Source organism: Sinomonas sp. P47F7, assembly GCF_049332655.1.
Lineage (GTDB): Bacteria > Actinomycetota > Actinomycetes > Actinomycetales > Micrococcaceae > Sinomonas.
In genome coordinates, this window is the sequence record NZ_CP186327.1 from 3979097 (window position 1) to 4005855 (window position 26759).

General features: G+C 69.3%; 22 protein-coding genes. 8 read left to right on the forward strand and 14 right to left on the reverse strand.

Going from position 1 to position 26759, the window contains the following annotated elements; translation table 11 throughout:
* Positions 1–71: 71 nt before the first annotated feature.
* Entirely contained in the window at positions 72–1460 is a 1389-nt protein-coding gene (locus ACOKR1_RS18675) for an MFS transporter (protein WP_422934396.1), read from the forward strand.
* A gap of 302 nt (positions 1461–1762) precedes the next feature.
* Here ACOKR1_RS18675 and ACOKR1_RS18680 read toward each other — a convergent pair whose 3' ends face one another.
* Positions 1763–3067, reverse strand: coding sequence for an MFS transporter (locus ACOKR1_RS18680; RefSeq protein ID WP_422936687.1), 1305 nt, complete (start codon positions 3065–3067; stop codon positions 1763–1765).
* A 156-nt stretch (positions 3068–3223) separates the two neighbouring features.
* Between ACOKR1_RS18680 and ACOKR1_RS18685 the strand changes: the two genes are divergently transcribed.
* Complete coding sequence (locus ACOKR1_RS18685; RefSeq protein ID WP_415857028.1) at positions 3224–4075, forward strand: LysR family transcriptional regulator; 852 nt, start codon at positions 3224–3226, stop codon at positions 4073–4075.
* Positions 4076–4141: 66 nt separating this feature from the next.
* Here ACOKR1_RS18685 and ACOKR1_RS18690 read toward each other — a convergent pair whose 3' ends face one another.
* Positions 4142–5290, reverse strand: coding sequence for a TIGR03364 family FAD-dependent oxidoreductase (locus tag ACOKR1_RS18690; protein WP_422934397.1), 1149 nt, complete (start codon positions 5288–5290; stop codon positions 4142–4144).
* Between the two features lie 164 nt (positions 5291–5454).
* On the opposite strand from ACOKR1_RS18690, the gene ACOKR1_RS18695 reads away from it, so the two are divergent.
* From ACOKR1_RS18695 to panD, 3 genes are read left to right on the forward strand one after another with little or no spacing between them, the layout of a single operon-like run.
* On the forward strand, positions 5455–6210 hold the full coding sequence (locus ACOKR1_RS18695; RefSeq protein ID WP_422934398.1) for a GntR family transcriptional regulator: 756 nt from the start codon (positions 5455–5457) through the stop codon (positions 6208–6210).
* The gene (locus tag ACOKR1_RS18700; RefSeq protein ID WP_422934399.1) at positions 6207–6935 is read left to right on the forward strand and encodes a phosphonatase-like hydrolase; all 729 of its coding nucleotides are present in this window, start codon (positions 6207–6209) and stop codon (positions 6933–6935) included. The genes ACOKR1_RS18695 and ACOKR1_RS18700 overlap by 4 nt, the downstream gene beginning before the upstream one ends.
* Before the next feature lie 48 nt (positions 6936–6983).
* Entirely contained in the window at positions 6984–7409 is a 426-nt protein-coding gene (panD, locus tag ACOKR1_RS18705; RefSeq protein WP_422934400.1) for an aspartate 1-decarboxylase, read from the forward strand.
* Between the two features lie 119 nt (positions 7410–7528).
* Here the strand turns inward: panD and ACOKR1_RS18710 are convergent, their stop codons facing one another.
* The 4 genes from ACOKR1_RS18710 to ACOKR1_RS18725 all read right to left on the reverse strand — a co-directional run bounded on the left by ACOKR1_RS18710 (position 7529) and on the right by ACOKR1_RS18725 (position 11838).
* Positions 7529–8428: a carbohydrate ABC transporter permease gene (locus ACOKR1_RS18710; RefSeq protein WP_422934401.1), complete on the reverse strand. Its 900-nt coding sequence runs from the start codon at positions 8426–8428 to the stop codon at positions 7529–7531.
* Positions 8429–8430: 2 nt separating this feature from the next.
* Positions 8431–9327 carry a carbohydrate ABC transporter permease gene (locus tag ACOKR1_RS18715; RefSeq protein ID WP_422934402.1) on the reverse strand — a complete coding sequence of 299 codons (897 nt, stop codon included), beginning with the start codon at positions 9325–9327 and terminating at the stop codon, positions 8431–8433.
* 24 nt (positions 9328–9351) lie between these two features.
* Positions 9352–10668 (reverse strand): extracellular solute-binding protein, encoded by a 1317-nt coding sequence (locus ACOKR1_RS18720; protein WP_422934403.1) that lies wholly within the window; start codon positions 10666–10668, stop codon positions 9352–9354.
* Positions 10669–10839: 171 nt separating this feature from the next.
* Positions 10840–11838 carry a LacI family DNA-binding transcriptional regulator gene (locus ACOKR1_RS18725; RefSeq protein ID WP_422934404.1) on the reverse strand — a complete coding sequence of 333 codons (999 nt, stop codon included), beginning with the start codon at positions 11836–11838 and terminating at the stop codon, positions 10840–10842.
* A 160-nt stretch (positions 11839–11998) separates the two neighbouring features.
* Between ACOKR1_RS18725 and ACOKR1_RS18730 the strand changes: the two genes are divergently transcribed.
* On the forward strand, positions 11999–12934 hold the full coding sequence (locus tag ACOKR1_RS18730) for an AEC family transporter (RefSeq protein ID WP_415855681.1): 936 nt from the start codon (positions 11999–12001) through the stop codon (positions 12932–12934).
* 160 nt (positions 12935–13094) lie between these two features.
* Complete coding sequence (locus ACOKR1_RS18735; protein WP_422934405.1) at positions 13095–14105, forward strand: hypothetical protein; 1011 nt, start codon at positions 13095–13097, stop codon at positions 14103–14105.
* Here ACOKR1_RS18735 and ACOKR1_RS18740 read toward each other — a convergent pair.
* From ACOKR1_RS18740 to ACOKR1_RS18775, 8 genes are all read right to left on the reverse strand, one after another.
* A complete protein-coding gene (locus ACOKR1_RS18740; RefSeq protein ID WP_422934406.1) occupies positions 14080–15738 on the reverse strand; it encodes a glycoside hydrolase family 32 protein in 1659 nt (552 codons plus the stop codon). The two genes, ACOKR1_RS18735 and ACOKR1_RS18740, sit on opposite strands and share 26 nt — an antisense overlap.
* A 49-nt stretch (positions 15739–15787) precedes the next feature.
* Positions 15788–16636, reverse strand: a complete 849-nt coding sequence (locus ACOKR1_RS18745) for a carbohydrate ABC transporter permease (protein ID WP_422936688.1) — start codon at positions 16634–16636, stop codon at positions 15788–15790.
* 50 nt (positions 16637–16686) lie between these two features.
* Positions 16687–17652, reverse strand: coding sequence for a carbohydrate ABC transporter permease (locus ACOKR1_RS18750; protein ID WP_422934407.1), 966 nt, complete (start codon positions 17650–17652; stop codon positions 16687–16689).
* Between the two features lie 2 nt (positions 17653–17654).
* A complete protein-coding gene (locus ACOKR1_RS18755) occupies positions 17655–19055 on the reverse strand; it encodes an ABC transporter substrate-binding protein (RefSeq protein ID WP_422934408.1) in 1401 nt (466 codons plus the stop codon).
* Positions 19056–19148: 93 nt separating this feature from the next.
* On the reverse strand, positions 19149–20189 hold the full coding sequence (locus tag ACOKR1_RS18760; protein WP_422934409.1) for a LacI family DNA-binding transcriptional regulator: 1041 nt from the start codon (positions 20187–20189) through the stop codon (positions 19149–19151).
* A 162-nt stretch (positions 20190–20351) separates the two neighbouring features.
* Positions 20352–22442 carry an NHL domain-containing thioredoxin family protein gene (locus ACOKR1_RS18765; protein WP_422934410.1) on the reverse strand — a complete coding sequence of 697 codons (2091 nt, stop codon included), beginning with the start codon at positions 22440–22442 and terminating at the stop codon, positions 20352–20354.
* A gap of 125 nt (positions 22443–22567) precedes the next feature.
* The gene (locus tag ACOKR1_RS18770; RefSeq protein WP_422934411.1) at positions 22568–24697 is read right to left on the reverse strand and encodes a cytochrome c oxidase assembly protein; all 2130 of its coding nucleotides are present in this window, start codon (positions 24695–24697) and stop codon (positions 22568–22570) included.
* 108 nt (positions 24698–24805) lie between these two features.
* Entirely contained in the window at positions 24806–25090 is a 285-nt protein-coding gene (locus ACOKR1_RS18775; protein WP_422934412.1) for an HU family DNA-binding protein, read from the reverse strand.
* A gap of 169 nt (positions 25091–25259) precedes the next feature.
* On the opposite strand from ACOKR1_RS18775, the gene ACOKR1_RS18780 reads away from it, so the two are divergent.
* Entirely contained in the window at positions 25260–26138 is an 879-nt protein-coding gene (locus tag ACOKR1_RS18780; protein ID WP_422934413.1) for an aminoglycoside phosphotransferase family protein, read from the forward strand.
* The last annotated feature ends 621 nt before the right edge of the window (positions 26139–26759 follow it).

The window sequence follows — 26759 nt, forward strand, 5'->3', positions numbered from 1 at the left end:
ATCCGGACCACTCTCCACCATGGTCAGGGCACCGGACGAGCATCACAGTCACGATGACCTAGGAGGGTCTCATGCACGAAGAGGTGCGCGGGCAGTCGAGCCCCGAGCAACCGCACAAGCCCGGAAACATGCACAAGCGGGCCGCACTGAGCGGCTGGGTCGGCAGCACGCTCGAGTACTACGACTTCTCGATCTACGCCTCGGCCGCCGCCCTCGTGTTCCCGGGAGTCTTCTTCCCGAGCGGCAACCCGACGGTCGCGCTCGTCGCTTCCCTCGCCACGTATGCGGTGGGCTACGTGGCCCGCCCTCTCGGCGCGTTCGTCCTGGGCAACTGGGGCGACCGTCACGGCCGCAAGAACGTCCTCGTCTTCGCCCTCCTGCTCATGGGCGCGTCGACGTTCCTCGTGGGCCTCCTCCCCACGTACGGCCAGATCGGCGTCGCGGCGCCGATCCTGCTCGTGGCGCTACGCCTCATCCAGGGCTTCGCCGTCGCAGGCGAGCTGAGCGGAGCGAGTGCCCTCATCGCCGAGCACGCCCCCGCGGGCAAGCGAGGCTTCTACACGAGCTTCAGCCTCCAGGGCACGCAGGCGGGCAGCATTCTCGCGTCCGCCGCGTTCATCCCGCTCTCGGCGATGCTTCCCTCGCCGGCGTTCCACGCGTGGGGCTGGCGGATTCCGTTCCTGCTCAGCGCGCTCGTCGTCGTCGCCGGTTACCTCATCCGCCGCCGCGTCGACGAGACCCCGGTCTTCCTCGCCGAGGCCGAAGGGCACGCAGTGCCCAAGGCCCCGGTAGTTCAGGTGCTGCGCGAGAGCGGCGGGACCATCTTCCGCGCCATCCTCATGGGCCTCGCGAACGTCATCGGCACCACCGCGGCCGTCTTCGGCACCGCGTACGCCACGCAGCCCGCCTACGGGATCAATATGAGCCCAGCCACGTATCTGTGGATGCCCGTCATGGCGAACGTCGTCGCCGTGGCCCTCATCCCGTTCTTCGGCAAGCTGTCCGACCGGATCGGTCGCCGCCCACTCATGATCTTCGGCTCGCTCAGCTCGGGCGTGCTCTCGTTCGCCTATCTGTGGGCGATCAGCCAGAGGAACGTGGTGCTCACGGTCGTGCTCGCCGTCCTCATGTGGGGGGTCCTGTACCAGATGTGGAACGCGACGTTCGCGAGCTTCTTCCAGGAGCTGTTCCCGACGCGCACCCGGGTCACCGGCTTCGCGGTCTCGCAGAACCTCGGCCTGCTCATCGTCGCGTTCCTGCCGACCGTCTTCACGCTCATCGCCCCTCCCGGATCCGCGAACGTCCCGCTCATCATCGGCGGCCTCACGTTCGCGCTCGCGGCCATCTCAGCCGTCGCGGCGTGGGCCACGCGCGAGACCTCGACCTTGGACCTCGACGCGCTCGAGTCCGCGCGCCGCTCCTCGCACCACGAGGCCGGCACGGCGGCGAAGACCGTCTGATCGCCTCGTCCCGCCCGGTTGTTACTTCCCGATCGGCCAAATTGCACTGATCGATTGACCTTGCCGCGGCAAGTCCGTTGAGACGCGCCAGCAGGGCGCAAGATAAGCGGGCCGGAGCGCGAAGGCCCCCGGTCACAAGACCGGGGGCCTTCGCGCGTGCATCGGCTTCCCTGCTTGACGCGGCGCCGTCACCTCCCCAACGGACGACAGCGCCGCGCGCCCTGAAGCGGTCAACCCGCCCGACAGCGCCGCGCGCCCCGAAGCGGTCAACCCGCCCGACGGCGCCACGCGCCCCGAAGCGGTCAGCGCGCCCGGCGCCGCCACATCCTGAGGCCGAGCGCGCCGGCCACGAGGGCGGGCATCACGCCGCCGAACAGGAGGGCCGCCTGCGTGCCCCACGCCTCCGCGAGCCCGCCGAGCATGGGCCCGCCGAGGGCCTGCCCGCCCATGAGCACCATCGTGTAGAGGCTCATGACGCGCCCGCGGATGGCCATGTTGGCGCTCGTCTGGACGAGCTGGTTCGCGGACGTCAGGAACGTGAGCGCGCAGAACCCTGACACGGCCATGAGCGCACCGAACACGGGAAGCGACGGCATGTACGCGGCGAGCGCGAGCAGCACGCCGTAGAGCCCAGCCCCCACCACAACCGTCTGGAGCCGCAGCGCGCGGCGTCGGGCCGAGGCCACGGCCCCCGCGAGCGAGCCGAGGGCCACGAGCGTGTTGAGCATGCCGTAGCCGCCCGCGCCGATCTGGAACACGTGGTCCGCGTAGCCCGCGAGCAGCACGGGCAGGCTCAGGGCGAACACGGCGATGACGCCAGCCAGCAGCCAGGGCCAGCGAATCGTGGGCTTGCGCCACGCGTACTCGACGGCTTCGCGGAGCATGCCCTTGGACTTGGGCGTGGGCGGGGCCGTGAACAGCTCGTTGACGCGAAGCAGCGAGAGCATCGCGACCGTGCAGAAGCACGCGACGGCGTTGACCACGAAGGCCCACCCGCCGCCCACCGCGGAGAGCAGCCCGCCCGCGACGGCCGGGCCGATGAGACCACCGAGCTGGAACGTCGTCGAGTTGACGCTGATCGCGTTGCGCAGGTAGTCGGGTCCCACCAGCTCGTTGACGAACACCTGGCGGGACGGCTGGTCAAGCACCGTGACGAGCCCGAGCACCACGGCGACCGCGTAGACGTGCCACACCTCGAGCGAGTGGGTGAGCGCGAGCGTGCCGAGCACGGTCGCGCAGAGGCCAGCGCTTGCCTGGCAGATCTGGAGGAGCCGTCGCTTCGAGAAGCGGTCGGCCATAAGGCCGCCCCACGGCCCGAGGATGAGGACCGGGAGGAACTGCATCGCCACGGTGACGCCCACGGCCGCGACCGAGCCGGAGAGCTGCAGGACGATCCAGTCCTGGGCGATGCGCTGCATCCAGATCGCGATGACGGCGATGAAATGCGAGGCCGCGAAGAGCCGGAAGTTGTGGACCCGGAGCGAGATGAACGTGTGCTTCCACGGAAGCCGCTCGCCCACCACGGCGATCGGTCCGGTGGGCGGGAAGGTCGGGGCTGTCAGCGGGTTCGGGCGGGTGGAGAGCGTTTCGGAGACGGAGGAAGACATGGCGGAGCTGGGCGAGGTCACGGAGAAATCCTGAAGTTTCGTTCGGGTTTGAGCGATCGTGTGATTTAAGGCTAGGCGGCGCCGAAACCATTGCGGAAGTCTATTTGCACTATAAGAGCTATTGCGTTCCGCAATAGCTCGCGACAGGATGAAGAAATGTTCGATCCGGTCCAGCTCCGCACGTTCCTCGCCGTCGCCGAGCATCTGAGCTTCACCCTCGCCGCGGATCGCCTGGGCCTCGCCCAACCGACCGTGAGCCAGCACGTCGCAAAACTCGAGAAGGCCGCCGGCCGGATTCTCCTGGTGCGGGACACCCACGGCGTCCGCCTCACGGACAACGGCGACGCGATGGCCGGCTTCGCGCGCACCATCCTCGCCGCGCAAGAGGAGGCGGAACGGTACTTCCGCGGCTCGGCCATGCGCGGTCGTCTCCGCTTCGGCACCGCGGACGACCTCGCGATCACCGGCCTCCCCCGCATCCTCCGCGAGTTCCGGCGCGCCTACCCCCAGCTCAACCTCGAGCTCACGGTGAGCCAGAGCGACGACCTGCACCGGCGGCTCAAGGCCGGCCAGCTCGACCTCGTGTTCATCAAATGGGTCGCGGGCGCGCAAGAGGGCACGGTGGTACGGCACGACGTCTTCACGTGGGTCGGCGTCGAGCAGACGGTCCTCGAGCCCGGCCAGCCGGTCCCGCTCGTCGTCTACCCGGCGCCGAGCTTGAGCCGGACGCTCGCGATCGACGCCCTCGAAGCGAAGGGGCGGACGTGGAAGGTCACGTGCAGCACGAAGCAGATCGCGGGCATGCTCGCCGCGGTCCGCGCGGGCCTCGGCGTCGGCGTCATGCCCACGACCCTCGTGCCCGAGGACCTCGCGATCATCACGCGGCGCTTCGACCTGCCGCCCGTGGGCGACGTCGACTTCACCTTGATCCGCAACCCGCTCGCGAACTCCGCTGCCGTGGACGCCCTCACAGACGCCATCATGGGCCGCACGCTGAGCCGCACGTAGCCCCAGCCACCCGACAACGGCCCCATGCCGGTCGCTCCGCCCCCGGGCGCCTGGCGCTGCCCGGGCTCAGCCCGCGGCGAGATGCTCGTCGAGCACCTTCTGCGCGAGGCCGTGGGAGATCGTCATGCCGATTCCGGACGTCACGGACACGGCTGTGACGCCGGGCGCGACGTCCGCGACGAGGTACGGCGCGCGCGGGCTCGAGGCGTAGATCCCCTGCCAGCGCTGCCGGACGGTGAGCCGCTCGACGCCCAGGAGCTCGGCGGCGCTCGCGAGGAGGGTCGAGCTCGTGGCCTCGTCGAGGAACGGCGGCATGGTGCCCAGCGTCACGTGGCTGTCGCCGATCAGGAGCGTGCCGTCGGGCCGCTGGGTCAGCATGAGGTTCGCGTCGATGCCGATGAGCTCGGGGTGGGTCCGCTCGAGCTCGGTCCGGAGCGCGGCGGCGGCAGCCGTGGTCGAAAACGCCGGGTAGCGCAGCATCGACGTGCCGGTCAGGACAGCAGGCGCGATCTCCATCGCGGCGCCGCCCACGGTCGGGGCGTCCACGAGCGCCATCTGGAGGCCGCAGCGCTCCACGCCGGCCTCGGCCGCGACGTCCGGGAAGAGGTAGTCGATGTCGTGGCCCGCGCACACGATCGTCCGGGCCGCGGCGACGACGCCGCGCGAGGTGCGGGCGCCGCCGTCGTCCGCTGGCCCGAGGTACGCCGTGCGCCAGGCGACGTCGACGAGCGGCTGCCGCTCGAGCCACGCCGCGAGGCCGACGACGGCGGCGCGCGGGTCCACGCGCACGTCCTCCTCGAGCACTGCCGCGCCAAGCGCCGCGGCGTCGAGGCTCCCGCCGATCCGCGCGCGCGCCTCGTGTGCCCCGACGAGGCGCACGCCGCCGTCGGGGCGCGCGGCCGAGAGTTCTTCGAGCACGGCGAGCTCCGCCGCGGTGCGCGCGACCGCGAGGCCGCCCTCCGCCGTCGACCAGAAGCCCGCCGCCGAACTCAGGGAGAGCCAGCGCTCGCGGGCCGCCCGGGCAAGGTCCAGGAGCTCGCCGGACTGCGCCGTGACGCAGCAGTGGCCGAAGTTCCGCACGGACGCGCCGACGGCGTGGCCGTCGCGCTCGATCACGAGGACGCGGAGGCCCCGCTCGGAGGCGGCCGCCGCGTGGGCGAGTCCCACGATGCCGGCGCCAACCACGAGGAGGTCATACGAGGAGGAAGTGCTCATGGCTCATACTCTCGGGAGCCGCGGCACTCGTTCTCAAGCCGAACGACAACTTATCTATACAAGTTCACCTTGATTTCCCCTCCACCGCCTCGGATTCACCGAGAATTCACGAAGAGATCGGCACCTTGGTTCACTCGTCAGGGCCAAACTTGTATCATCAACCTATGACCACGCCCCTCCACGAGCAGCTCCGCGAGGAATTCCGGCGCCGGATCTCCGCCGGCGTGTGGCCGGACGGCTCCCAGGTTCCGAGCGAGGCCGCCCTGTGCGAGGAGTTCAAGACGTCCCGCGGCCCGGTGCGCCAGGCCCTTGCGGCCCTCCGCACCGAGCAGCTCATCGTCGGCGGGCGCGGCAGGGCGCCCGTGGTCCACCGCGACGCGCTCTCGCAGCCGGTCGAGACGTTTCTGTCGTTCACCGAGTGGGCCGTGGGCCTCGGGAAGCTGCCCGGCCAGCGCACGATCGAGATCGCGAAGCGCGCGGCGAGCCCGTTCGTCGCCGCGCAGCTGGGCCTCGCGCCGGACGAGCAGATCGTCTCGCTCCTGCGCCTGCGCCTGCTCGACGGCGAGCCCACCATGGTCGAGCGCTCGCACTTCGTGCTCGAGGCCGGCCAGCCGCTCTTCGGCTTCGACACCGATTCGGGCTCGACGTTCCACTTCCTCATGGATCACGGCGTTGACCTCAACAGCGCACGCCACACGATCGACGCCGTCGCGGCGGACGAGACGGACGCCGAACTCCTCGGCATACCCCTCGGCTCGCCGCTCCTCCGCGAGCGCCGCGTCACCTCGAGCTCGAAGGGCGAGGCACTCGAATACGCCGAGGACCGCTACCGCCCCGAACTCGCGAACTTCGTGGTCCACAACACGCTCAACCAGCGGGCTCCCCTGGCCCGCGTCCTGACCCCGGGAGAGACCGCATGATCCAGCTCGCCGCGTTCGACATCGCGGGCACCACCGTCGACGACCACGGCCACGTCTACCGGGCGCTCGAGGACGCCGTCCGCGAGAACGGCGTCGATGTCCGGCCCGAGGACCTGCAGACCTGGATGGGTGCGGACAAGGTCGAGGCAATCCGCGCGCTCCTGCGGCTCGGCGGGTACGCCGGCGGGGACGCAAGCGGGGACGCAAGGGGCATCGACGCCCTGGCCATCGAAAACACGGTCGCCACGACGTTCGAACGCTTCCGGGCCCTCCTCGCCGAGCGCTACGCGGCCGAGCCGCCCTCGCCGTTCGCCGGCGTCGTCGAGGCCCTCGCCGAGCTGCGCGGGCGCGGGATCAAGGTGGCCCTCACCACGGGCTTCTCTGCCGACGTGGCCGCTCCCCTGCTCGAGACTCTCGGCTGGACGGTCGGCGAGGGCGCCGCGCACACGCTCGACGCGGTCGTGACGACGTCGGAGGTCGCCGCCGGGCGGCCGGCGCCGTACATGATCCACCGCGCGATGGAGAAGACCGGCGTCTTCGACGTGCGTTCCGTGCTCGCCGCCGGGGACACGGTCGTCGACGTCCAGGCAGCGCGCAACGCCGGTGCTATCGCGGTGGGTGTCCTCACGGGGAAGCTCACGCGAGAGGAGCTCGAGAGCCAGCCCGGCGTCGTGGTCCTCGACAGCGTCGCGGACGTCCCCGCGCTCGACATCACGCAGGCCTGAGACCTGCGCCACAGAGGGGCCCCCGCGGGCGGAGTAAACTTGACCCCGATGAACCGCACAATGTTCAAGTCGAAGATCCACCGCGCCACGGTCACTCATGCCGACCTGCACTACATCGGCTCGGTGACCGTCGATCTGGACCTGCTCGAGGCCGCCGACATCCTGCCCGGCGAGCTCGTGTCCATCGTCGACGTCACGAACGGTTCGCGCCTCGAGACGTACACGATCGCGGGCGAGCGCGGCTCCGGCGTGATCGGTATCAACGGCGCGGCCGCGCACCTCGTCCACGAGGGCGACCTCGTGATCCTCATCAGCTACGCATCGATGAGCAACGAGGAGGCACACGCGTTCGTGCCCACCGTGGTCCACGTCGACGCCGAGAACAAGATCATCGATCTCGGCACCGACCCCGCAGACGGCCGCACCCCGGGGCTCCTGCGCCCGCCCTTCGCGATCCAGGCGCACCTCAACTAGGCGCTGAGACAGCTCAGGCCTGAGGCAACCAAGCACTCTCAAGCAACACAGCACTCAAGCAACAGCGGACGACGGCGGGTGCGCACCCGCCGTCGTCCGCTTTCGCGTGCCTGGGCTGCTCAGGTGCCCGCGAGGCCCGTCGTCGCGACGCCCTTGATGATCTGCCGCTGGAAGAACAGGAACACGACGATGAGCGGCGCCGCCGCGAGCAGCGCGGACGCCATGTTCTGCGCGTACTGGATCCCGTACGCGCTCTTGATGGTCTGAAGTCCCACGGGCAGCGTGAGCAGCGACGGATCGTTCGTGGCGATGAACGGCCACAGGAAGTTGTTCCAGGCGCCGATGAACACGAAGATCGCGACGGCCGCTAGGATGGGCCGCGACAGCGGGAGCACCACGGACCAGAAGACGCGGAGCCGACTCGCGCCGTCCATCATGGCGGCCTCCTCGAGCTCGTGCGGGATCTGGTCGAAGAACTTCTTGAGCACGAACACCATCGCCGGGTGGATGCACTGCGGCAGGATCACGGCCCAGTACGTGTCCAGGAGGTTGAACGCGAGCATCTGGTAGAAGAGCGGGATGATCAGCACGGGCGGCGGAACGATGATCGCCGCGACGATCACGGCCTGGAGCGTCCGGCGCCCGCGGAAGTCAATGCGGCTCAGCGCGTACGCGGCGAGCGTCGAGACGGCAAGGGTCACCACCGTGATGGCCGCGGACGTGAAGAACGAATTCCACGTCCACTGGGGGATCCCTCCCGAGCTCAGGACCTTCGTGAAGGCGTCGAGCGTGAAGCCGCCCGCCGGGAACCACGTGACGGGGGTCGCCGCGGCCTGCGTCTCCGGCTTGAGCGCGGTATCCACGGCCCACAGGAACGGCACGAGCCACGTGAGCGCGAGAATCGCGACGACGATGGTCGCCGCGACGCGTGCGGGCGGGAACCGGCGGCGTCTCCGGGCGGGGACGGCGGCGCGTGGACGGATGGCGGTGTCCGCCCGGGTCAGCGTTGACGTAGCCATGATCAGTGGTTCCTCCGGCGGGTGGCGGCGATCTGCACGAGCGAGACGATCACGATGAGGAAGAAGAAGATGTAGGAGATGGCCGCCGCATAGCCGAGCCGGAACCCGGTCAGGCCGGTCTCGAAGACGTACTCGACCACGGAGCGGGTCGAGCCACCCGGCCCGCCGCCGGTCATCTGGTAGATCTGGTCGAACACCTTGAGCGAGGCGAGGACCTGGAGGATCGTCACGAGCACCGTGGTCGGCGTGAGCTGCGGGAGGGTGATCGAGACGAACTGGCGCCAGCCTCCCGCGCCGTCGAGCGACGCGGCCTCGTAGTGCTGCGCGGGGATGTTCTGCAGCGCGGCGACGTAGAGCAGGAAGTTGAAGCCGATGGTCCACCAGACTGTCGCGATGACCACCGCCCACATCGCCGTCTTCGGGTCGTTGAGCCACGCGATCGGGGCGACGCCGAACTGGCGGAGGAACGAATCGATGAGGCCGAGCTGGGGGTTGTACAGCCATGCGAACAGCATCGACACGACCGTCGAGGCCAATAGGTACGGGGCGAAGAACGAAAGCCGCCACAGCCACTGCGCGGGGAGGCCCAGGTTGACGAGGACGGCGAGGGCGAGCGCGATCACCACGAGCGGCACCGTGCTGAGCACCGTGAACCACACCGTGTTCCCGAGCGAACGCCACATGTCCGCGTCGCCGAGGGCGGCGGCGTAGTTCGCGAGGCCCCCGAACTCGGTGTGGGCGCCTGTCAGGGACGTTCCCGTGACGCTCAGCCAGAGGCCGTTCACGAGGGGCCACGCGAGGAAGAACAGGAAGAAGACGAGGAAGGGCGCGCAGAACGCCCAGCCATGCCAGTGCCGGGCGGCGTCGCGGCCGGGCGCCGAGATGCGCAGGAGACTCATGGGGATTCCTTTCGCTCGGCCGGTTCAGACCGGGTTCGGGGTGGAGAGGAGCGTGTTGATGCGGGCGGCGAACGCGTCCCAGCCGTCGCTCGCCTTGGCCTGGCCGAGCAGCACGGTCTGCACCGAATCGGCGAAGTAGGCCTGGAAGTTCGAGCCGGAACCCGTGAACCAGGCTGGCGGATCGTAGTTGATGATGTCCGCGGCCTTGGCGTAGTGGGCCTGAGGCAGGAGCTTCGCGTACTCGGGCGAGCGCACCACGGGCTGGAACGCGGGGATGTGCCCGGCCTCGGCCCAGGCGAGCGAGCCCTTGAGGATTTCCGAGACGAACGTGTACACGTTGCGGCGGGCCGCAGCGTCGGGAGAGGTCTGGCGGGGAAGGACGAAGGCGTGCGAGTCCGCGTACGCCGCGGGCGTGCCGAACAGGGTGGGAATCGGCGCCGCGTCGAACGGCACCTTGGCCGTCTTCATCGTGGGGATCTCCCACACGCCGGTGAAGAGCATGCCCGACTTCTGGCCCGCGAACTCGGCGATGGCCGTGCCGCCGTTGCCGCTCCTGGCGGCGATCGAATCGTCGAGCAGCGACGCCATGTACTGCAGGCAATCGACGGCGACGTCCCGATTCACGCCCATCCGCTGGCCCGTCTCGAGCTCCATGGTGGCCCCGTGCTGGCCGTACAGCGTGTAGAAGAGACGCCACATCTGCGCGCCGTCCCCGAGGTAGCCGTACGAGAGGCCGTGGCCGCCGCCCGCCTTCGCGAGCTCGCGCGCCGCGGCCGTGAACTCCTGCGCCGAAGTGATCGCGGCCAGCTGCCCGTCGGCGCCGAGCAGCCCGGCCTTCTTCGCGATCTCCGTGTTGTAGAGCATGACGAACGGGTGCGAGTCGAGGGCGATCGAATAGACCTTGTCACCGCTCGTCCCGGCCTTCCAGACCCTCGCCGGGAAGTCCTTCTCGGCGATGCCGTGCTCCGCGAGCACGCCAAGGTCCCACGGCTCGAGGAGTCCGCCGGGGGCGTAGCCGGGCACGCGCGCCGCGTGCATGATGGCGAGCTCCGGGGACCGCCCGCCGGCCGAGGCCATCGCGAGCTTCGTGTAGTAGGGGGCGCCCCACGCGAGCACGGTCGGCTCGACATGGAATTCGGGGTGGGCGGCGTTGACCCCGTCGATCATGGACTGCATCTTGATGCCGTCGCCGCCGGAGAGCAGGTGCCAGAAGCGGATCCTCGAGGTCCCGGCGGCATTGGCGGTCCCGCCGCAGCCGGCCAACGAGGCCGCCCCGGCGGCGGCGAGCGCTGTGCCCGTGAGTTGGAGGAAGCGCCGCCGCCCTACTCCCGCGAGCGGCACTGGATGAGATTGACGTCTTAGCTGCATTCACGGCTCCTCGCGGAGGTGCTTCGACCGGAGATGTATCGTCCGGCAGGTGCACGTCGGTGTGACCTGCGCCTCACGCTACATCGTTGTAATACCGCTGACAAGAGAAAATTGTGAACGCAAACATGCTTGTTTCTTCCGGCCTCAGCCCGTGCTCGCGCGGCGCCGGATCTCGAACGGCACCACGACGCGGCGCGGGGCCCGGCCGCGGTCCTCGATCTGCTCCTGGAGCAGCCGGACGGCCTCCTCCGCGATGACGCGGCGGCTGAACGCGACGCTCGTGAGGGCGGGCGCGGCGTACGGGCTCATCGCGAGATCGTCGAAGCCGGACACGGCCACGTGCCCGGGCACGGAAAGACCCGCGGCGCGGAGCACGGACAGGGCGCCGTAGGCGAGGCTGTCGGTGAAGCAGAACAGCGCGTCCGGCGGCTCGTGTCTCTCGAGGAAGCCCTCGAGGGCCGCGGCCCCGCCGGCCGGGTGCCACTCGTCGCACGCGATCTCGAGCTCGGGGTTCCACGGGATCCCAAGCTCGGCCAACGCCTCGCGGTAGCCGCGTGTACGCGTCTCCGCCGTCGCGGCGTCCACGTGCCGCCGGACGCCCAGGATGGCGATCCGCCGTCGTCCGCCCTCGGCGAGCATCCGCGTGAGGGCGCGCGCGGCACCCACGCTGTCCACGCCCACGCCGTCGACGATGTCCTGCTGCACCTCGCCCAGGATCACGGCGGGCGGGAGCGTCATGCCGGGCGCGATCGCGCTCTGGTCGAGGGCCACCGGGTTGAGGATGAGCCCGTCCACAAGATTGGCCCGGGCGCGCGTGAGGAGCTCGAGCTCGCGCTCCGGATCGTTGCCGGTCTCCTCGAGCTGGACCGCGAGGCGCTGCTGGTGCGCGACCTCGACCACCTCGTGCACGAGCTCGGCCGAGAACGGCGTCGCGAGATCCGGGAGGGCCAACGCAATGAGGCCCGTGCGGCCGTTGCGGAGGCCGCGCGCCGAGAAGTTCGGCACGTAGTCGAGCTGGGCCATGGCCTGCTCGACGCGCTCGCGCGTCGCCGGGCTCACGGGGACGGTCCCGTTGACCACGTTGGAGACCGTCTTCGGGGACACGTTCGCGAGCCGCGCCACGTCCTTGACGGTTGCTCGCATGCCTGCCTCCCTTCGCGGCGTCCATGACACCCACAATTCGCTGTGTTTCGATTCTGGCACCTCGGCGGCCCCTGCCGCGCGAAGCCGCTGCGCGGGGCCGCTAAGCTGGGGCGGTGCCCCTGAGAAAGCGATTGCTGAGCCGCGTGGCCGAGGGCCGCGCGTGCTAGGGGTCCTCGCCGGGTTCTTCGTGGTCTGGGCCATCATCGGCACCGGCTGGTTCATGGCCCGCAAGCAGCTGCTCGGCGAAAGCGCGCAGGGTGTGCTGAGCCGGCTCTCGTTCTTCGTCGCAAGCCCTGCCCTGCTGCTCGAGACGCTGAGCAAGGCGGATCTCCGGTCCATCTTCTCGACGCATCTTCTCGTCATCACCGTGAGCTCCACGCTCGTGGGGATCATCTCCCTGGCCGTGTTCCGCTGGGTGCGGCGCCGGAACGTGCCCGAGGCGCTCATCGCCTCCATGAGCTCGTCCATCGCGAACTCGGCCAACCTCGGCATCCCGATCTCGGTCTTCGTGCTCGGCGACGCGAGCTACGTCGCTCCCCTGCTGATCTTCCAGCTCGCGCTGTTCACGCCGTCCTACCTGCTCATGCTCGACGGCACGACGGCGACCGCGAAGCCGGGCGCCGCCCGAGCCCTCCAGTTCGTGCTCCCCGTCGTGACGAACCCGAACATCATCGGCTCCATGATCGGCCTGGTTCTCGCCGCGACCGCCTGGAAGCTCCCGGACCTCATCATGCAGCCCATCCACCTGATCGGCGGCGCGTCGATTCCCGCGATCCTCATCGCCTTCGGCATCTCGCTGCACAGCTCGCGCCCGCTCAAGGCCGACGACGGTCGCCGCACCGACACGCTCCTGGCGACCGGGCTCAAGCTCGTGGTCCATCCGCTCATCGCGTACTTCTTCGCGCGCTTCGCCCTGGGTCTCGAGGGGCACGCGCTGTTTGCCGGAGTCGTCACCGCCGCGCTGCCCACGGCGCAGAACGTGTACGTCGCGGCACAGCGCTATCAGCATGGCCTCGTCGTCGCGAAGGACACCGTGCTCATCACGACGGTCGTGGCCGTTCCAGCGATGGCCGTCATGGCGGCGTTGCTCTCGTAGCGCGGTGGCGCCGTAGCGCCGCGTGACAGGACGCTCCCGGCCCGGCCCGCTAGGCTGGCCGCATGCGTGATCTGAGTGCGACGGACGAACCCGCGGCGCCCGTGGGCGTGGCGCACGCCCCGACCGCCCGCCGTCGGACCTGAACGTGACGGCGCCCAGCGTGTCCGAACACGACGCCTCGGCCACCACGCCCCCGAACGTCACCCGCATCGCGATCCTCTGGGCAGTGGCCCTCGTGCTGGCCATCGCCGGGGCGATCGCCGCGGTCGCCGCCGCCAAGGCGGCAAGCGGGCCCGCCCAACCCGTGCGCGCCTACCTCGCGGCGCTGCAGGCGGGCGACGGCGCGCGCGCCCTCGGCGCCCTCCGCGCCCAAGTGCCGCCCGGCAGCGCGGCGATGCTTGACGGCGCCCCGCTGCGCGACTCGATGTCCCGCGTGCAGAACCTCAAAGTCGGCGCACCGAAGGCCTCGGCGGACGGCCGCGAGGACGTTCCGGTCACGTTCACGACCGGCGGCGCGAACTACACGAGCGACTTCATCGTCGAGCAGACGGGCACGGACTGGCTGTTCTTCCCGCAGTGGAGCATCGTGCCCGCGCCGCTTCCCACCGTCGAGGCCACGGTGGTCAACTCGACCCGCGCGACCCTCAACGGCACCCCCGTGAACATGCCCGCCGGGCACAACTCGTTCCCCGTGTTCTACCCGGGCAGCTACCTCGGCTCGCTTGCCGGCCAGTACTTCGCCGCCGACGCCAAGACCGCCGTGGCCTCGCAACGCAACAGCCAAGCGCAGCTCCCCCTCGAGACGAAGGCCACGCCCGCCCTCACCGGCGCGATCGAGGCGAAGGCGAAGGAGTTCCTCGACGACTGCGCCAAGGCCGCTTCGTCGAAGCAGCAGCTCCAGCCGGCGTGCCCGTTCTCCTACGCGACCGGCAACCGGATCGTGGACGGCTCGATCGCGTGGGGCATCACGGACTACCCGAAGGCGAGCGTGACCCCCTACAACGGCCAATGGATCGTCGCGCCGCTCACCGGAAAGGCCCACCTCGCGGCGCAGCAGATCGACCTGTTCACGGGACGGCAGAGTCAGCTCGCGGTGGACCGCGGCTTCACGTTCACCATGAAGATGGACGTCTCCGGGTCCACGATCACGCTGACGCCCGTGATCGGCTGAGGCGCCGCCGGGATTCCCTGCCCCTGCGTTCGCCGGCTTGGGACTCGCCGTCGGTGCGCTCGCCGTCCTGGGGCTCCCCGTCCCGAGGCTCCCCGTACGGTGGTTCGCCGTCGGTGCGCTCGATCGGGGCATCCTCGAGCGGGGTCAGCGTCAAGCTGATGAGCTGGGCTGTTCCGCCCGCTGAGTGGAGCGAGATCCCGGTACTCGAGGGGTCGGGGAAGATCAGGTCAGTGATCGTCACGCGGCCGCCCTGCGCGAAAACCTCGATGGACGAGGTGTCGACGTAGACCTGCAGCGCGAGGCGCCCTCCGACGAGTTCGGCCGGGGCCGTCTCCTTCGAGGCAAACGCCGGGCCGAGATCCGCGCGCCCCGAGGCCGTGCGGTCCACGACGAGCGCCCCGCGCTCCGTCTCGTACGCGATCCGGGTTGCCTCGGCGCCCCCCTCCCGAAGGAGGATGCCGAACTCAGACGAGGTCCCGACGTCGAACGTTGCCTCGATGAGGCACGGCTCCTCCCCCCAGGCGAGGCCGAGCGGGTGCGTGCCCGCGGGGATGTCGGTGAGGCCCCGGGTACGGACCGGGCCGGCGGGCGCGAGCCCGGCGACGGCACGCTGACGCAAGACGATCCGGCCGTCGGCGGTGTGCAGGCTCGCCTCCCGGGGCAGGGTCATGGCGCCGCGCCAAGGGACCGTGGGAAGCGTCCGGGCGTACTCCCAGTTGCTCATCCAGCCGATGAGGACCCGGCGGCCGTCCGGCGCGTCGTTGAAGGAGACCGTGGCATAGAAATCCCGGCCGTGGTCCAGCGGCTCCCATTCGGGCTGGCCGGAGTGGACGGATTCCCGGCCACCGAGGGCCGTGAAGGTGACGCCGTCGAAGTCGCCCACGAAGAAGAGCCCCTCGGATCCGCGCTCGCCCGGCTCGAGGTTGATGTTGACGATCAGGACCCACTTCATGTGGTCCGAATCGCCGTCGACGGGCAGCGGGAACAGGTCTGGGCATTCCCAGATCTTGCCCACGGGCTCCGACGAGGTGAACTCGCTCAGATACGTCCAGTCCTTGAGGTTGTCCGAGCGGTACAGGACGACCTTTCGATCGACGGCCTCAACGGCGACCATGACCCAGTACTCGCCGGACGGGTCCGAGTAGCGGAAGACCTTCGGGTCGCGGAAGTCGGACGAACCGCGGTCCAGGACCGGGTTGCCCTCGTACTTTCGCCAGGTCTCCCCGCCGTCCACGCTGTACGCGAGGGACTGCGCCTCGATGCCGGCGGACGGCGAACCGTCCGTGTAGTGGCTCGTATAGATGGCCACGAGCGGCGCGCTGCCGGGCTCGCCAAAGCCGCCCGTGTTCCCGTGGTCGACGACCGCGCTGCCCGAGAAGATCGCCTCGTTCTCGTCGCACAGGATCGCCACGGGGCGGTCTCGCCAGCGAATCAGGTCCGGCGAGACCGCGTGGCCCCACGACATGTTCTCGTGATCGGTGCCGTACGGATTGTTCTGGAAGAAGAGGTGATAGACGCCGTCCGCGTAGACGAGCCCGTTCGGATCATTGATCCACGTGTCGGCAGCGGTGTAGTGCATGCGGGGGCGGTAGGCCTCGGCGGCGAAGGGCGCTGCCGGTTGGTCTTGGGTCATGGTCTTCTTTCACGTGTGGTCAGATCCGTCGCCGGAGGCTTCTCGGGTCTCAGCGGAACGAGCCCGCGGTGATCCCCTCGACGAAGTACCGCTGGGCGAGCAGGAAGATGGCGATGCTCGGGATGAGGGCGACGACGACGCCGGCTAGGACGATCGAGATGCTGCCGGTGCCGAAATTGCCCTGGAGCGAGACGAGGCCCACGGGCAGGGTGAAGTTGTCGGTCGACTGGAGGAAGATGAGCGGCCGGAAGAACTCGTTCCAGTACGCGGAGAAGTTCAAGACGGCGAGCGTGGCCATGGGAGGCAGCGCGATCGGAACGTAGATCCTCGAGAAGATCTGGAAGTTGGACGCGCCGTCCACGCGGCCGGCCTCCGCGAGTTCGCCGGGCATCTGGAGGAAGTACTGGCGCATGAGGAACGTTCCGAAGGCGCCGCCGATCGCCGGGACGACGAGAGAGGCGAGGTTGTCCGAGAGCCCGAGGTAGCGGATGAGGATGAAGATCGGGATGATCGTGGTCTGCGCGGGAACCATCATGGTGGCGAGGACCATCGCGAAGACGGCCCCCTTGCCGCGGAAGCGCACGAGCGCGAACGCATAGCCGCTCATCGTCGAGGTGATGAGCTGCAGGACCACGATCGCGCCGGTGACGACGACGCTGTTGAGGAAGAACGTGGCGAGCGGCACCTGTTCGAACACGGCCGAGTAGTTCGACCACACCGGCGCCAGCGGGATCCATTGGGGCGGGTTGCTGAACGACTCCGCGGGGGTGCGGAGAGACGTCGAGACCGTCCACAGGATGGGCAGGACGAAGGCCGCCGCGATGATGATGAGCAGGATCAGGCCCAGCCCGCGCCACGCCTTGCGGGTGACGGCGTGGGGAGCCCCGAGCCGCGGCACACCGGCCGTCGGGGTTGGGGCGGTGGGGGCGGGGGTTGTGCGTGCTGTGCTCACGAGTAGAACACCCACTTCCGGGAGATGTAGAACTGCAGCCCCGTGATGGCCAGCAGCAGGACGAACAGCACCACCGAGATCGCCGAGCCGTAGCCGAACTGGATGTTCTGGAACGCAGTGCGGTAGATGAGCATGACGGTCGTGGTGGTCGCGTCGCCGGGGCCGCCCTTGGTCATGACGTAGGGCTGGTCGAAGATCTGCATCGCGTTGATGAGGCCGATCACCGACGCGAAGAAGATCGTCGGGCTGATGAGGGGCAGCTTGATCGAGAAGAACGTCCGGATCGGCCCGGAGCCGTCGATCGAGACCGCCTCGAGGACGTCCTTGGGCAGCGAGCCGAGGGCGGCGACGAACAGGATGAACACGAATCCGAGCTGCTGCCACACGGCCACGATGACGATCGTCGCGGTGGCGCCTCCCTGCGAGCTCAGCCACTGCATCTGGGGCAGGCCCACGAGCTGAAGGTAGTAGTTGATCACGCCGAAGTGATCGTCGAAGAGGTAGCTGAAGACGATCGAGATCGAGGCGGCGGAGACCAGGAGCGGCAGGAAGAACGCGGTGCGGAAGATGGACCGCGCCCACGTCGAGACCCGCTGCTGGACGAGGATGGCCATGGCGAGCCCGATCACGATCTGCAGCACCACGATGAGGACCGCGAGCAGGGCCGTGACGCCGAAGGAGTGGATGACGGCGGTGTCGGCGGCGAGGTGGGCGAAGTTCTGGAGCCCCACGAACTCCGGCGGGCTGATGATGTCCCACGAGAAGAACGAGAGCGCGAACGTGAAGACGATCGGGGCGGCCGTGAACACGAGGATCGTGAGCGCCGAGAGGGCGATCATGAGCCACCCGAAGGCGGCCTCGCGGCGGTGCGCGCGATTCGCGTTGCGGCGTCGGGTCGGGGCCCCCGATCCCCTGGGGCCTACGGCCCCAGGGGAGTCGGTTCGGATTGCGGAGAGAGACATGGCTAGCTTCCGATCGCGGCCGCGGCGGTCTCGAGGTCCTTCTGCAGCCCGTTCAGGGCGGACTTGGCGTTGCCCGAGGACATCGCCTCGGTGGTGCGCTGGTTGAGCGCGTTGGCCATGGCGTTGTAGTACGGCGGGGCTGGGATCGGCGCCGTGTTCGGCAGCTTGTCCAGCGTGTCGTAGAACACCTTCCAGTTCTTCGGTCCGGTCGGCGCGTACCGCTCGGCAGTCATCATCGACCGGCGAGACGGGGTCGTCGAGTTGCCGGCCGTGAGGATTTCGATCGCGGAAGGCTCGACGAGGGACTTGAGGAACTCCCATGCGAGGTCCTTGTTCTTCGAGGACTCGAAGATGCCGTAGCCACCGGTGCCGAAGAGGTGGCGCTGGACCTTCCACTTCGGGAAGTACTGCACGTCGAAGGTGTCGGGGCCCATGCCGGCGTTGTGCAGGCCGCCGGCCCAGAAGCCGCCGCCGATCGCCATGCCGATCTTGTTGTTGGAGAAGAGGCCCTGCAGGGTCGAGCCGCCGCCGACGTCCGGCTTGGCCGAGAGCCCGCTGTTCGCGAGCTCGACCATGAGGTCGAGCGACTCGACCACGGCGTCGGAGTTCGCCGTCGGGGCGCCCCACTTCCAGCCGCCCTTGCGGCCCTGCGCGGCGGGATCGCCCGAGTAGAACTGGCTCCAGAGCCAGTCGCCGCCGTCGTACTTGCCCTCGGTGACAAGGTTGCCGCCATTGGCGTACATGAACGAGGTCCACGAGCCCCACAGCCGGACGACCCAGTCGAACGGGACGGTATCGGGGTTCTTCTTGATCGCCGTCGCGACGGACTTGAAGTCGTCCATGGTCCAGTCCGCCTTGGGCACCTCGAGGCCGGACTTCTTCAGGAGCGACGTGTTGAAGTACATGTTGCCGGCGTTGAAGTCGGTGGGCAGCTCGTACAGGTTGCCCTGGTACATCATGGCTTCCACGAGCGAGGGGTGGACGTCCTTGAAGTACGGGGCGAGCTGGTCCTTGTCACGCTTGACGAAGTCATCGAGCGGGTGGGCGAGCTTCTTCTGGGCGAACAGCTGCACGCCCTCGGTGGCCACCGAGACGATGTCCGGCGGGTTCCCGGCGGCGATCTGCGTCAGGACCTTGGTGAAGAAGTCGTTCCAGTCCGTGCCGTTGATGCCGTTGAACTTGACCGTCACGCCGGGGTTGGCCTTGATGAACGAATCGGCGACCTTCGCCGTCTTGTCCGCCTGCTGCTGCGTTCCGAAGTACGCGACGTTCAGGGTCTTCGATCCGGACGCCGAGCCAGCGTTGCCCGGCGCGCATGCGGACAGGCCCGCGGCGCCGAGGAGGGCCGCTCCCCCGACGAGGACGGAGCGTCTGGAAACCGCTTGGGAAAGGAAGGAACTCATATCGAACCTCTCTGTTCATACGTATGAATAATACGTATGAACGAGTGTGAGGTAGATCCCAGCTGGTGTCAAGATCGGTGGTGTGCGAGGCGCCTAGGCGTGGCGCGGAGGCGCGATCGAGTCGCGGCGAATCAGCTCGCTGGGGACCGTTGCCCCCGTTGGAGTCTCGCCGTTTTCGAGTGCCTCAAGGAGCTGTTCGGCCGCGACGCGCCCCATCTCGTAGTGGGGAATTGTGACGGTCGTGAGCGCCGGCGTGACCTCGTCGGCGAACTCCTCCTGGTCGTCGTAGCCCACGAGGGAGAGATCCTCGGGAACCCGGAGCCCGCGCTCGAGGGCGGCGAGGAGGGCCCCTGCGGCCATCCTGTCGTTCCCGCAGACGAGCGCCGTGATGTCCTCGCCCGCGTCGAGGATGCTGTGCGTGAGGGCGTAGGCCGATTTCATCTGGTAGTTGCCCGTATAGATCCACGCCTCGTTGACGGGAACGTTCCTCGCGGCGAGTTCCTCGCGGAATCCCCGTTCGCGCTCGATGCGCGCGGGATCGTCGGCCGGTCCGCCGAGGTACGCGATGCGCCGGTGGCCCATCTCGAGGGCGGCGCTCGCGGCGAGCCGCCCTCCGCCCACCTCGTCTGGCACCACGGCGGGCACGGCCCGCCGCGGCGAGTGCCACGCGTTGATGAGGAGGGACGGGAGCGAGGAGAAGCTCTCAGGGGTGTCCACCTCGTGCCACGACATCGCGGCGTAGAGGAGCCCGTCAACCTGGCGGGCGAGCAGGGTGTCCACGGCCGCCGCCTCAATGTTCGTGTCCTGCTTCGCATCCACGAGGAGGAGCAGGTAATCACGCTCCCACGCGTACTCCTCGGCCCCGCGGAGCACCTTGCCGGCGTAGGGCGACGACGCGATCCGGTCGGTGACGAGGCCGATCGTCCGGCTCCGCTGGAGCCGCAGGTTGCGCGCGGTCTCGTTCGGACGGTATCCGAGCTGCCGGATGGCCTCCCGGACCCGCTGCTCGGTTTCCGCCGGAATCTTCCCCGTCTGGTTCACGACCAGGGAAACCGTGCTTTGCGACACGCCCGCCAGCACGCCCACGTCCTTCATCGTGGGCGTGGCGAATCCTTTTGGCTTGCGGGGGACCATGGCCGTAATCCTATTCCCGGCTCAACCCGCCCGCCCGCAGGGGCCGCCGACGCGGCCCCCCGCGGATTCCGACCGGGACTCACGCCCCACGAGCCGTGTCGCCGCAGGACACGCCGGGGATCCCGCCGTCGTCCGCGCCAATCCCGGTCGGAATCCCCGGTGTCAGTCCATCCCGCGGAGGTCGAGCGTGAGGACCGACTCGGCGCCCTCGCGGAGCACCACGGGGATGCCCCAGTCCTGCTGGTACAGGTGGCACGCGGCGTGATCCGGGATCTCCTCGCCCGGCGCGCCGTCGCACGCCGCCGCGCGCGCGGTGATGTGCAGGACTCCCTCGGGGACCTCGGGGTTCAGGGTGATCGTCCTCGTCAGGCCCTGCGACGTCCCGCCGCCTGCGCTGAGAAACTCCGGCGGAGTCGACGAGATCTTGAGCTGCGTGGGGTCGCCCCAGCGGTTGTCGAGCTTCTGGCCCGTGGGCGCCTTGAAGCGCACCGTGAGAGCGAGCGCGCCGGGCGCGAGGGCCGAGGCAGGCCGCTGGGTCTGGCTCGCACCCTCGTCGACCTGCTGCGCGTCCTTCGGGATGGAGATCAAGACCAGCTCATGGCGGTTGGACTCGGTCACCAGGAGGCGGGGCTCGCCCTCGCCGGCCGGCTGGATGACGACGACGTCGCTCGGCTCCGCGAGGCCCCTCGCCAACGTCGACACGGACTGGGCGGCGGGATCGTAGCGGCGCACCGCGCCGTTGTACGTGTCCGCGACAGCGACGGAACCGTCGGGCAGGACGGCGACGCCGAGCGGGTGCTGGAGGCGCGCCTGGCCCGCAGCGCCGTCGCGGAAGCCGAAGTCGAAGAGCCCCTTGCCCACGGCGGTCTCGACGCGAACGCCGTTCGTGGGGCTCGCGCCCCGGCCGTTCGAGCCCGGCTCCCCGAGCACGAGCTTCCGCAGAGCCGACGTCTCAGAATCCGCGACCCACACGTTGCCGTCGGCGTCGATCGCGAGGCCCGAGGGCTGCGCGAACCACGCCTCGGGGCCCGGGCCGTCGAGGAGTCCCTCGAGCCCCGAGCCGGCAAGGATCGCGACCTCGTCGGTAACGGGGTCAAAGGTAAAAATCTGGTGGGTTCCGGCCATGGCCACCACGACCTTGCGCAGCTTCGCGCTCCACACCGCATCCCACGGCGAGGACAGCGACACGCTCGTGCCGTGCCCGAGGAGGCCGATGTCGACGGCGTCGCCGGCGTAGTCGGCGTGCTCGCCCGAGGGGGAGCCGCCGTCGTGCGCTCCGGAGCCTGCGCCAGGGCCCGCCTTCTCCGCCGCCCACGCGCCCGCTCCCGCGCCGTCAACGCGCGCCGGGCCCGCGTCGAGAAGGCGCTGGACGCCGTTGCCGGCCACCGTCTGCACGTGACCCGAGCTCAGGGAAACCCCGCGGAGCCGGTGGTTGACGGTGTCGGCGACGACCGCATCGTAGCCGGCATGCCACGCGACGTCGGCCGGGAGGATCGCGACGCCCTGCGGCTCGTTGAACTGCGCGGCCTCGGCCGAGCCGTCCGCATAGCCCTTCGTGCCCGAGCCGATGATCCGCTGGACCGTCGCGAGATCGGGGCGCAGCTCGACGAGGCGATGATGCCCCGTGTCGACCACGAGGTAGTTTCCATTCTCGAGCTGCACAGCCTGGCCCGGGAAGCGGAGCGTGCGCGACACGGGCTCGGGCGCCACGTAGGGCCCGTCGCCGCGGTGGAGCGTGCCCTTCGCCTCGTGCTCGGCGATGAGCTCCTCGACCAGGACGCCGAGGCCCGCCGAGTGCCCCTCCCCGGAGAGGTGCGCCACGATGTAGCCCTCGGGATCGACGACGACGAGCGTGGGCCACGCGCGCGCCGTGTAGGCCTGCCACGTGAGCAGCTCGGGGTCGTCGAGCACGGGGTGGTGGATCTCGTAGCGCTCCACGGCCGCCTCGAGCGCGACCGGATCGGCCTCGTGCTCGAACTTGGGCGAGTGCACGCCGACCGTCACGAGGACGTCGCGGTACTTCTCCTCGAGCGGGCGCAGCTCGTCGAGGACGTGCAGGCAGTTGATGCAGCAGAACGTCCAGAAGTCGAGGAGCACGATCTTGCCGCGGAGCGCCGCGAGGTCGAGCTCGGCGCCGCCCGTGTTGAGCCAGCCCCGGCCCGCGAGCTCGCTCGCGCGGACGCGGTGCGCTGTTCTCAGGGCCGTTGCGGCGCTCGCGCTAGCGTTGGTGGACTCGGTGGATTCGGAGGTCACGGATGCTCCTCACTTGCTGGCTTGCTGGCGGTTGAATTGACTGATGAAACGTATCCAAGGCGTCAACCCCGGGACGCGGGGCGTTGTTCCGGGTGTCGCGGGGCGCCCGTCGCGGGGCGTCACACTCACCGGCCCTGGGCGCGGTCGCGTTGCTGGAGCTTGGTGAACATCTCGTTGTACGCCTCGAGCTCGGCGTCGTTGTCGCGATCCGCGGCGCGGTCGCGGCGCTTCGTCTCCCGCGCGTCGGACTTGGACCACATGACCGCGACGCCGATGGCCACGACGACCGTGGGGATCTCTCCGATTCCCCACGCGACGCCCCCGCCGGTCTGCTGATCCGCGATCGCGGACGGACCCCAGGGGCGCCCGAGATTCCCAAAGTAGGTGGGCTCAAGCAGGATGTTCGAACCCATGAGCGCCACACCGAAGAACGCGTGGAACGCCATCGTCGCGAACAGGAGGACGAGCCGGAGGGGGTACGGCGCGCGCCGCGGCAGCGGATCGGAGCCGATCATGGTGAGCACGAAGATGTAGCCCGTGATCGTGAAGTGCAGGTTCATGAGCTCGTGGCCCACGTGGTCCCGCATCGCGTATCCGAACAGATCCGAGTAGTAGAAGAGGATGATCGAGCCCGCGAAGTTCGCGGCGGCGAACAGCGGGTGGGTCACGAGCTGCGAGAACTTCGAGTGGACGAACACGAGGATCCACTCGCGGAGGCCGCGGCTTCCGTCCTGGCGCGGCGCGAGCGCCTTGAGCGCGAGCGTGACGGGCGAGCCCAGCACGAGGAACAGCGGCGCGACCATGGTGAGCATCATGTGGTCCACCATGTGCGCGGAGAACAGGACGCGCCCGTACACGGCGGGCGGCCCGCTCGTGATGTAGGTGAGGACCACAAGGCCCACGAACCATGCGGCGCTGCGCGGCCACGACCACGTATCGCCGCGGCGGCGCAGCTTGATGATCCCGAGCACGTAGACGACGGCGCCGAAGGCCGCGACCGCGAGCCAGAGCCAGTCGAAGCGCCACTCGGAGAACCAGCGCGCGGCCGTCGGTTCGGGCGGGAGGTTGTAGCCCGTGAGGATGAAGGCCGGCGTCGCGTCCGGTGCGTAGCTCGTGGGCTGTGGCGGCGCCGAACGGCTCAGCGCGACGGCGAGGCCCGAGACGCCGCCCATGACGATTGCCTCGACCCCCACGAGCTGCCACAGGACGCGCTTCGCGGAAGCGCCGCGGCCGAGCTGCGGGATGACCCACTGCCGGTGCATGAAGCCGATAACACCGAGGACGACGGCGAACACGACCTTGCCGATGACGAGCTGGCCGTAGGCGGAGCCGAACAGATCGGCCCAGCTCGTCACACGGAGCGACGCGTTGATGATGCCCGAGACGACCACGAGCACGAAGCAGAACAGGGCGAGCGCCGAGAACCGCCTCAGCACGGCCTCGGTGAGCTCCACGCCCGCACCGGACCCGGCCGTCGACCGGAGGCGCCCCACGAGCGTCCCGCCGAGGAGCGCGAGGATCCCGACGCCGCCCACCCAGAGTCCCGCGCCAAGAATGTGGAGGAAGAGCGAGTTGACGGCGCCCTCGTGGTCGTTCGAGCTCGCCGAGTGGCCGATGAGGGCCATGGGAACGAGGCCGATCACGGAAATGAGGAACGTCAGCGCAAGGCCCGTGAGCGAACGGACGGCGAACAGGAGCGTCGCGACGGTCGCGGCGATGATCACGGTCACGAGCCACGCCCGGCCCACGTCGAGCTGGGTCATGTAGAACACGAGCTGTTTCGTGAAGTCCGAGCTGCCGGAAATCGGCTGGCCGATGAGATCGGAGTCGGTCAAGACGAGGACTGCGACCGAGCTGGCCGTCCAGACGAGGGACGCGACGCTCGCCACGCGCAAGGCGAGGGTGAACGCGGGGTGCTCGTCGGCGTCGCCCGCTGCGCCCTCCGCCCGAACGCCGCCCGCCTTCGTGCGCTCAGGCCGGCGGCGGTGCGGCAGGATCGCAACCGCGAAGGCGAGCCCGCCGAGCACGAGGGCCACCGAGATGTTGAGGGTCGCCTGCGCGACGGGGAGGCCCCAGCGGACGAGGTCGCCCGGATCCAGGACCTGCCGCGCGGCGGCCCCTCCCGAGAACACGAGCGCGGCGATGAGGACTACGAGCGCGGCGCCCAGTGCCGCGTACCGGTAACCCCGCGCGGTGCCGCGCTCCCCCGGGTCAGACGTCGGGGCGGTACGGACGGTTCGTGTGGGGCTCGGCACCCATCTATTCTCCCAGATGTGCCGCGTCCGCCCATCCGCTGGCGGCGGGCACGCAACGGCCCGCGGGAGCAGCGCAACGCAGCTGCTCCCGCGGGCCGTACGGTGGGGTTACTTCTTGGACGCGGCAGCCTTCAGCTTGGAGCCGGCCGTGAGCTTGACGCCGAAGCCAGCCGGGATCTGGATCTCCTCGCCGGTCTGCGGGTTGCGGCCCGTGCGGGCGGCACGCTCGGTGCGCTCGACGGCGAGCCAGCCCGGGATGCTGACCTTCTCGCCCTTGGCGACGGAGCTCTCGAAGACCTCGAATAGTGCGTCGAGCACACCGTTGACGGCGGTCTGGCTGAGGCTCGTCTTGCCGGCGACCTCGGCAACAAGCTCGCTGCGGTTCTTAGCCATGTGTCCTCCTGGACGTCGATCGGTTCGTCAGTCCCGGGCACTCGCCCGGGGCTGCTGGTGACGAACCTACCAGTTAATGCGCCCCACGCCAGCAAATTCCGCGTGTTTTCGGGGATTTTTGGCCCAATTCGGGCCTCTGAGGGCCCGTGCGGGGGCGTAGCGTGGTGCCGTGACCGAATCAGTCCTCTCACTTCTGACCCTCGAGCAGCACCGCCTCCTGGGCCGTTGGCTTGGCTCGTGGGAGGTTGAGGAGGACATGTCGTGGGGCATTCAGGGCATCCACGTGCTCCGGCTCGGCACCGCCCGCGGGCCCGTGGTGGTCAAGGCGAGTGCCACGTCGCACCACATCCAGCGCGAGCTGCGCGCACACCTGCAGATGACGGCACCGCTCGGGGACCGGGCACCGCGGCTCCTGCACGGCGACGCTCGGGCCGGGCTCCTCGTCACTTCATGGCTCCCCGGGCGGCTCGTCGAGGGCGGACCGCACGAGTTCTCGCCGGACGCCTTTCGGCAGGCCGGCGAGCTCTTGGCCCGGTTCCACCAGCCCCGGCACGAGACGTCCAGCTACGACCCTGCCGCGCTCAACAAGCTCGGCGACTTCGCAGAACGCGCCGCCGGCCTCGTTCCGGCCGAGCAGCTCCGCGCCGTGCGCCTACTGGCCGCCACCCACCGGCCCGCGCCCCGGATGCTGTTCGCGACGCACGGCGACTACCAGCCGCGGAACTGGGTCGAGGACGGCGGCACGCTGGGCGTCATCGACTTCGGCCGGGCCGGGTACCGCCCGTGGGTCACGGACTTGGTGCGGCTCGAACACCGATACTTCGCTGCCGACGCCACCCGAGCCGGTTCACCGCACGACGGCGGAGCGCTGAGGGCGGCGTTCTACGCCGGCTACGGTCGCGACCCGGCTGAGGAGCCGGATTCGTGGCGGCTCGACAACCTGCTCCAGGCGCTGGGCACGGTGGTCTGGTCGCACGACGTCGGCGACCCGGCCTTCGAGGAGGAGGGCAGGGGCATGCTCACGCGAGTGCTCGCCAATCTCCGCTAACCCCGTCTGGCTCTTCGGACATTTGGTGGGGATGAGGCGCGCGGGCAAAGGTGGACGCGGGGTGGAGCATGTCTTTGACAGTCTTAGCGGGACCCACCGGGGAAATCTAAGCGGGACCCCCTTGAGGGTCTTCGGAGTGTCGGCGGCAGCCTAAGCCGAACCCACCCTCCACCGTGATCGGACAAGCCAAGTCTGATTGCCCCCTCGGCCGGGGGGGAAACTATGCCACGTTCCGTAGAGGGCGGGCGGCCTGATCAGGGCTGAGCAGGGCTGCTGGTACTTGTGGTACTTGGCCTTGTAGGTTGCCCAAGCATTAGAGTCCACTTCCCCTCGCCGTAGAGCCAACCGACAGCGAACTTCTTTTGTGCTCCGCTTGCCCGAGTCAGGTCGACGATCGCTGCTTCGGGGAAGCTGTAAGGAGATGGGATGTCGAGGGTATCCACCTTTGGGTCCCATCCCTTGGCGAACGATGCAAGAGATTCAGCCTCGGATCTGACACCGGAATGACCGGGGGACGTCAGCTTCACCAATTCGTCGACGTCGCCGGATGCTGCCACCTGCACGACATGCTCAGCAAACGCCTTTTGACTGCCCGAAGGCGGCGGCGTCCCCCCAGGGCCC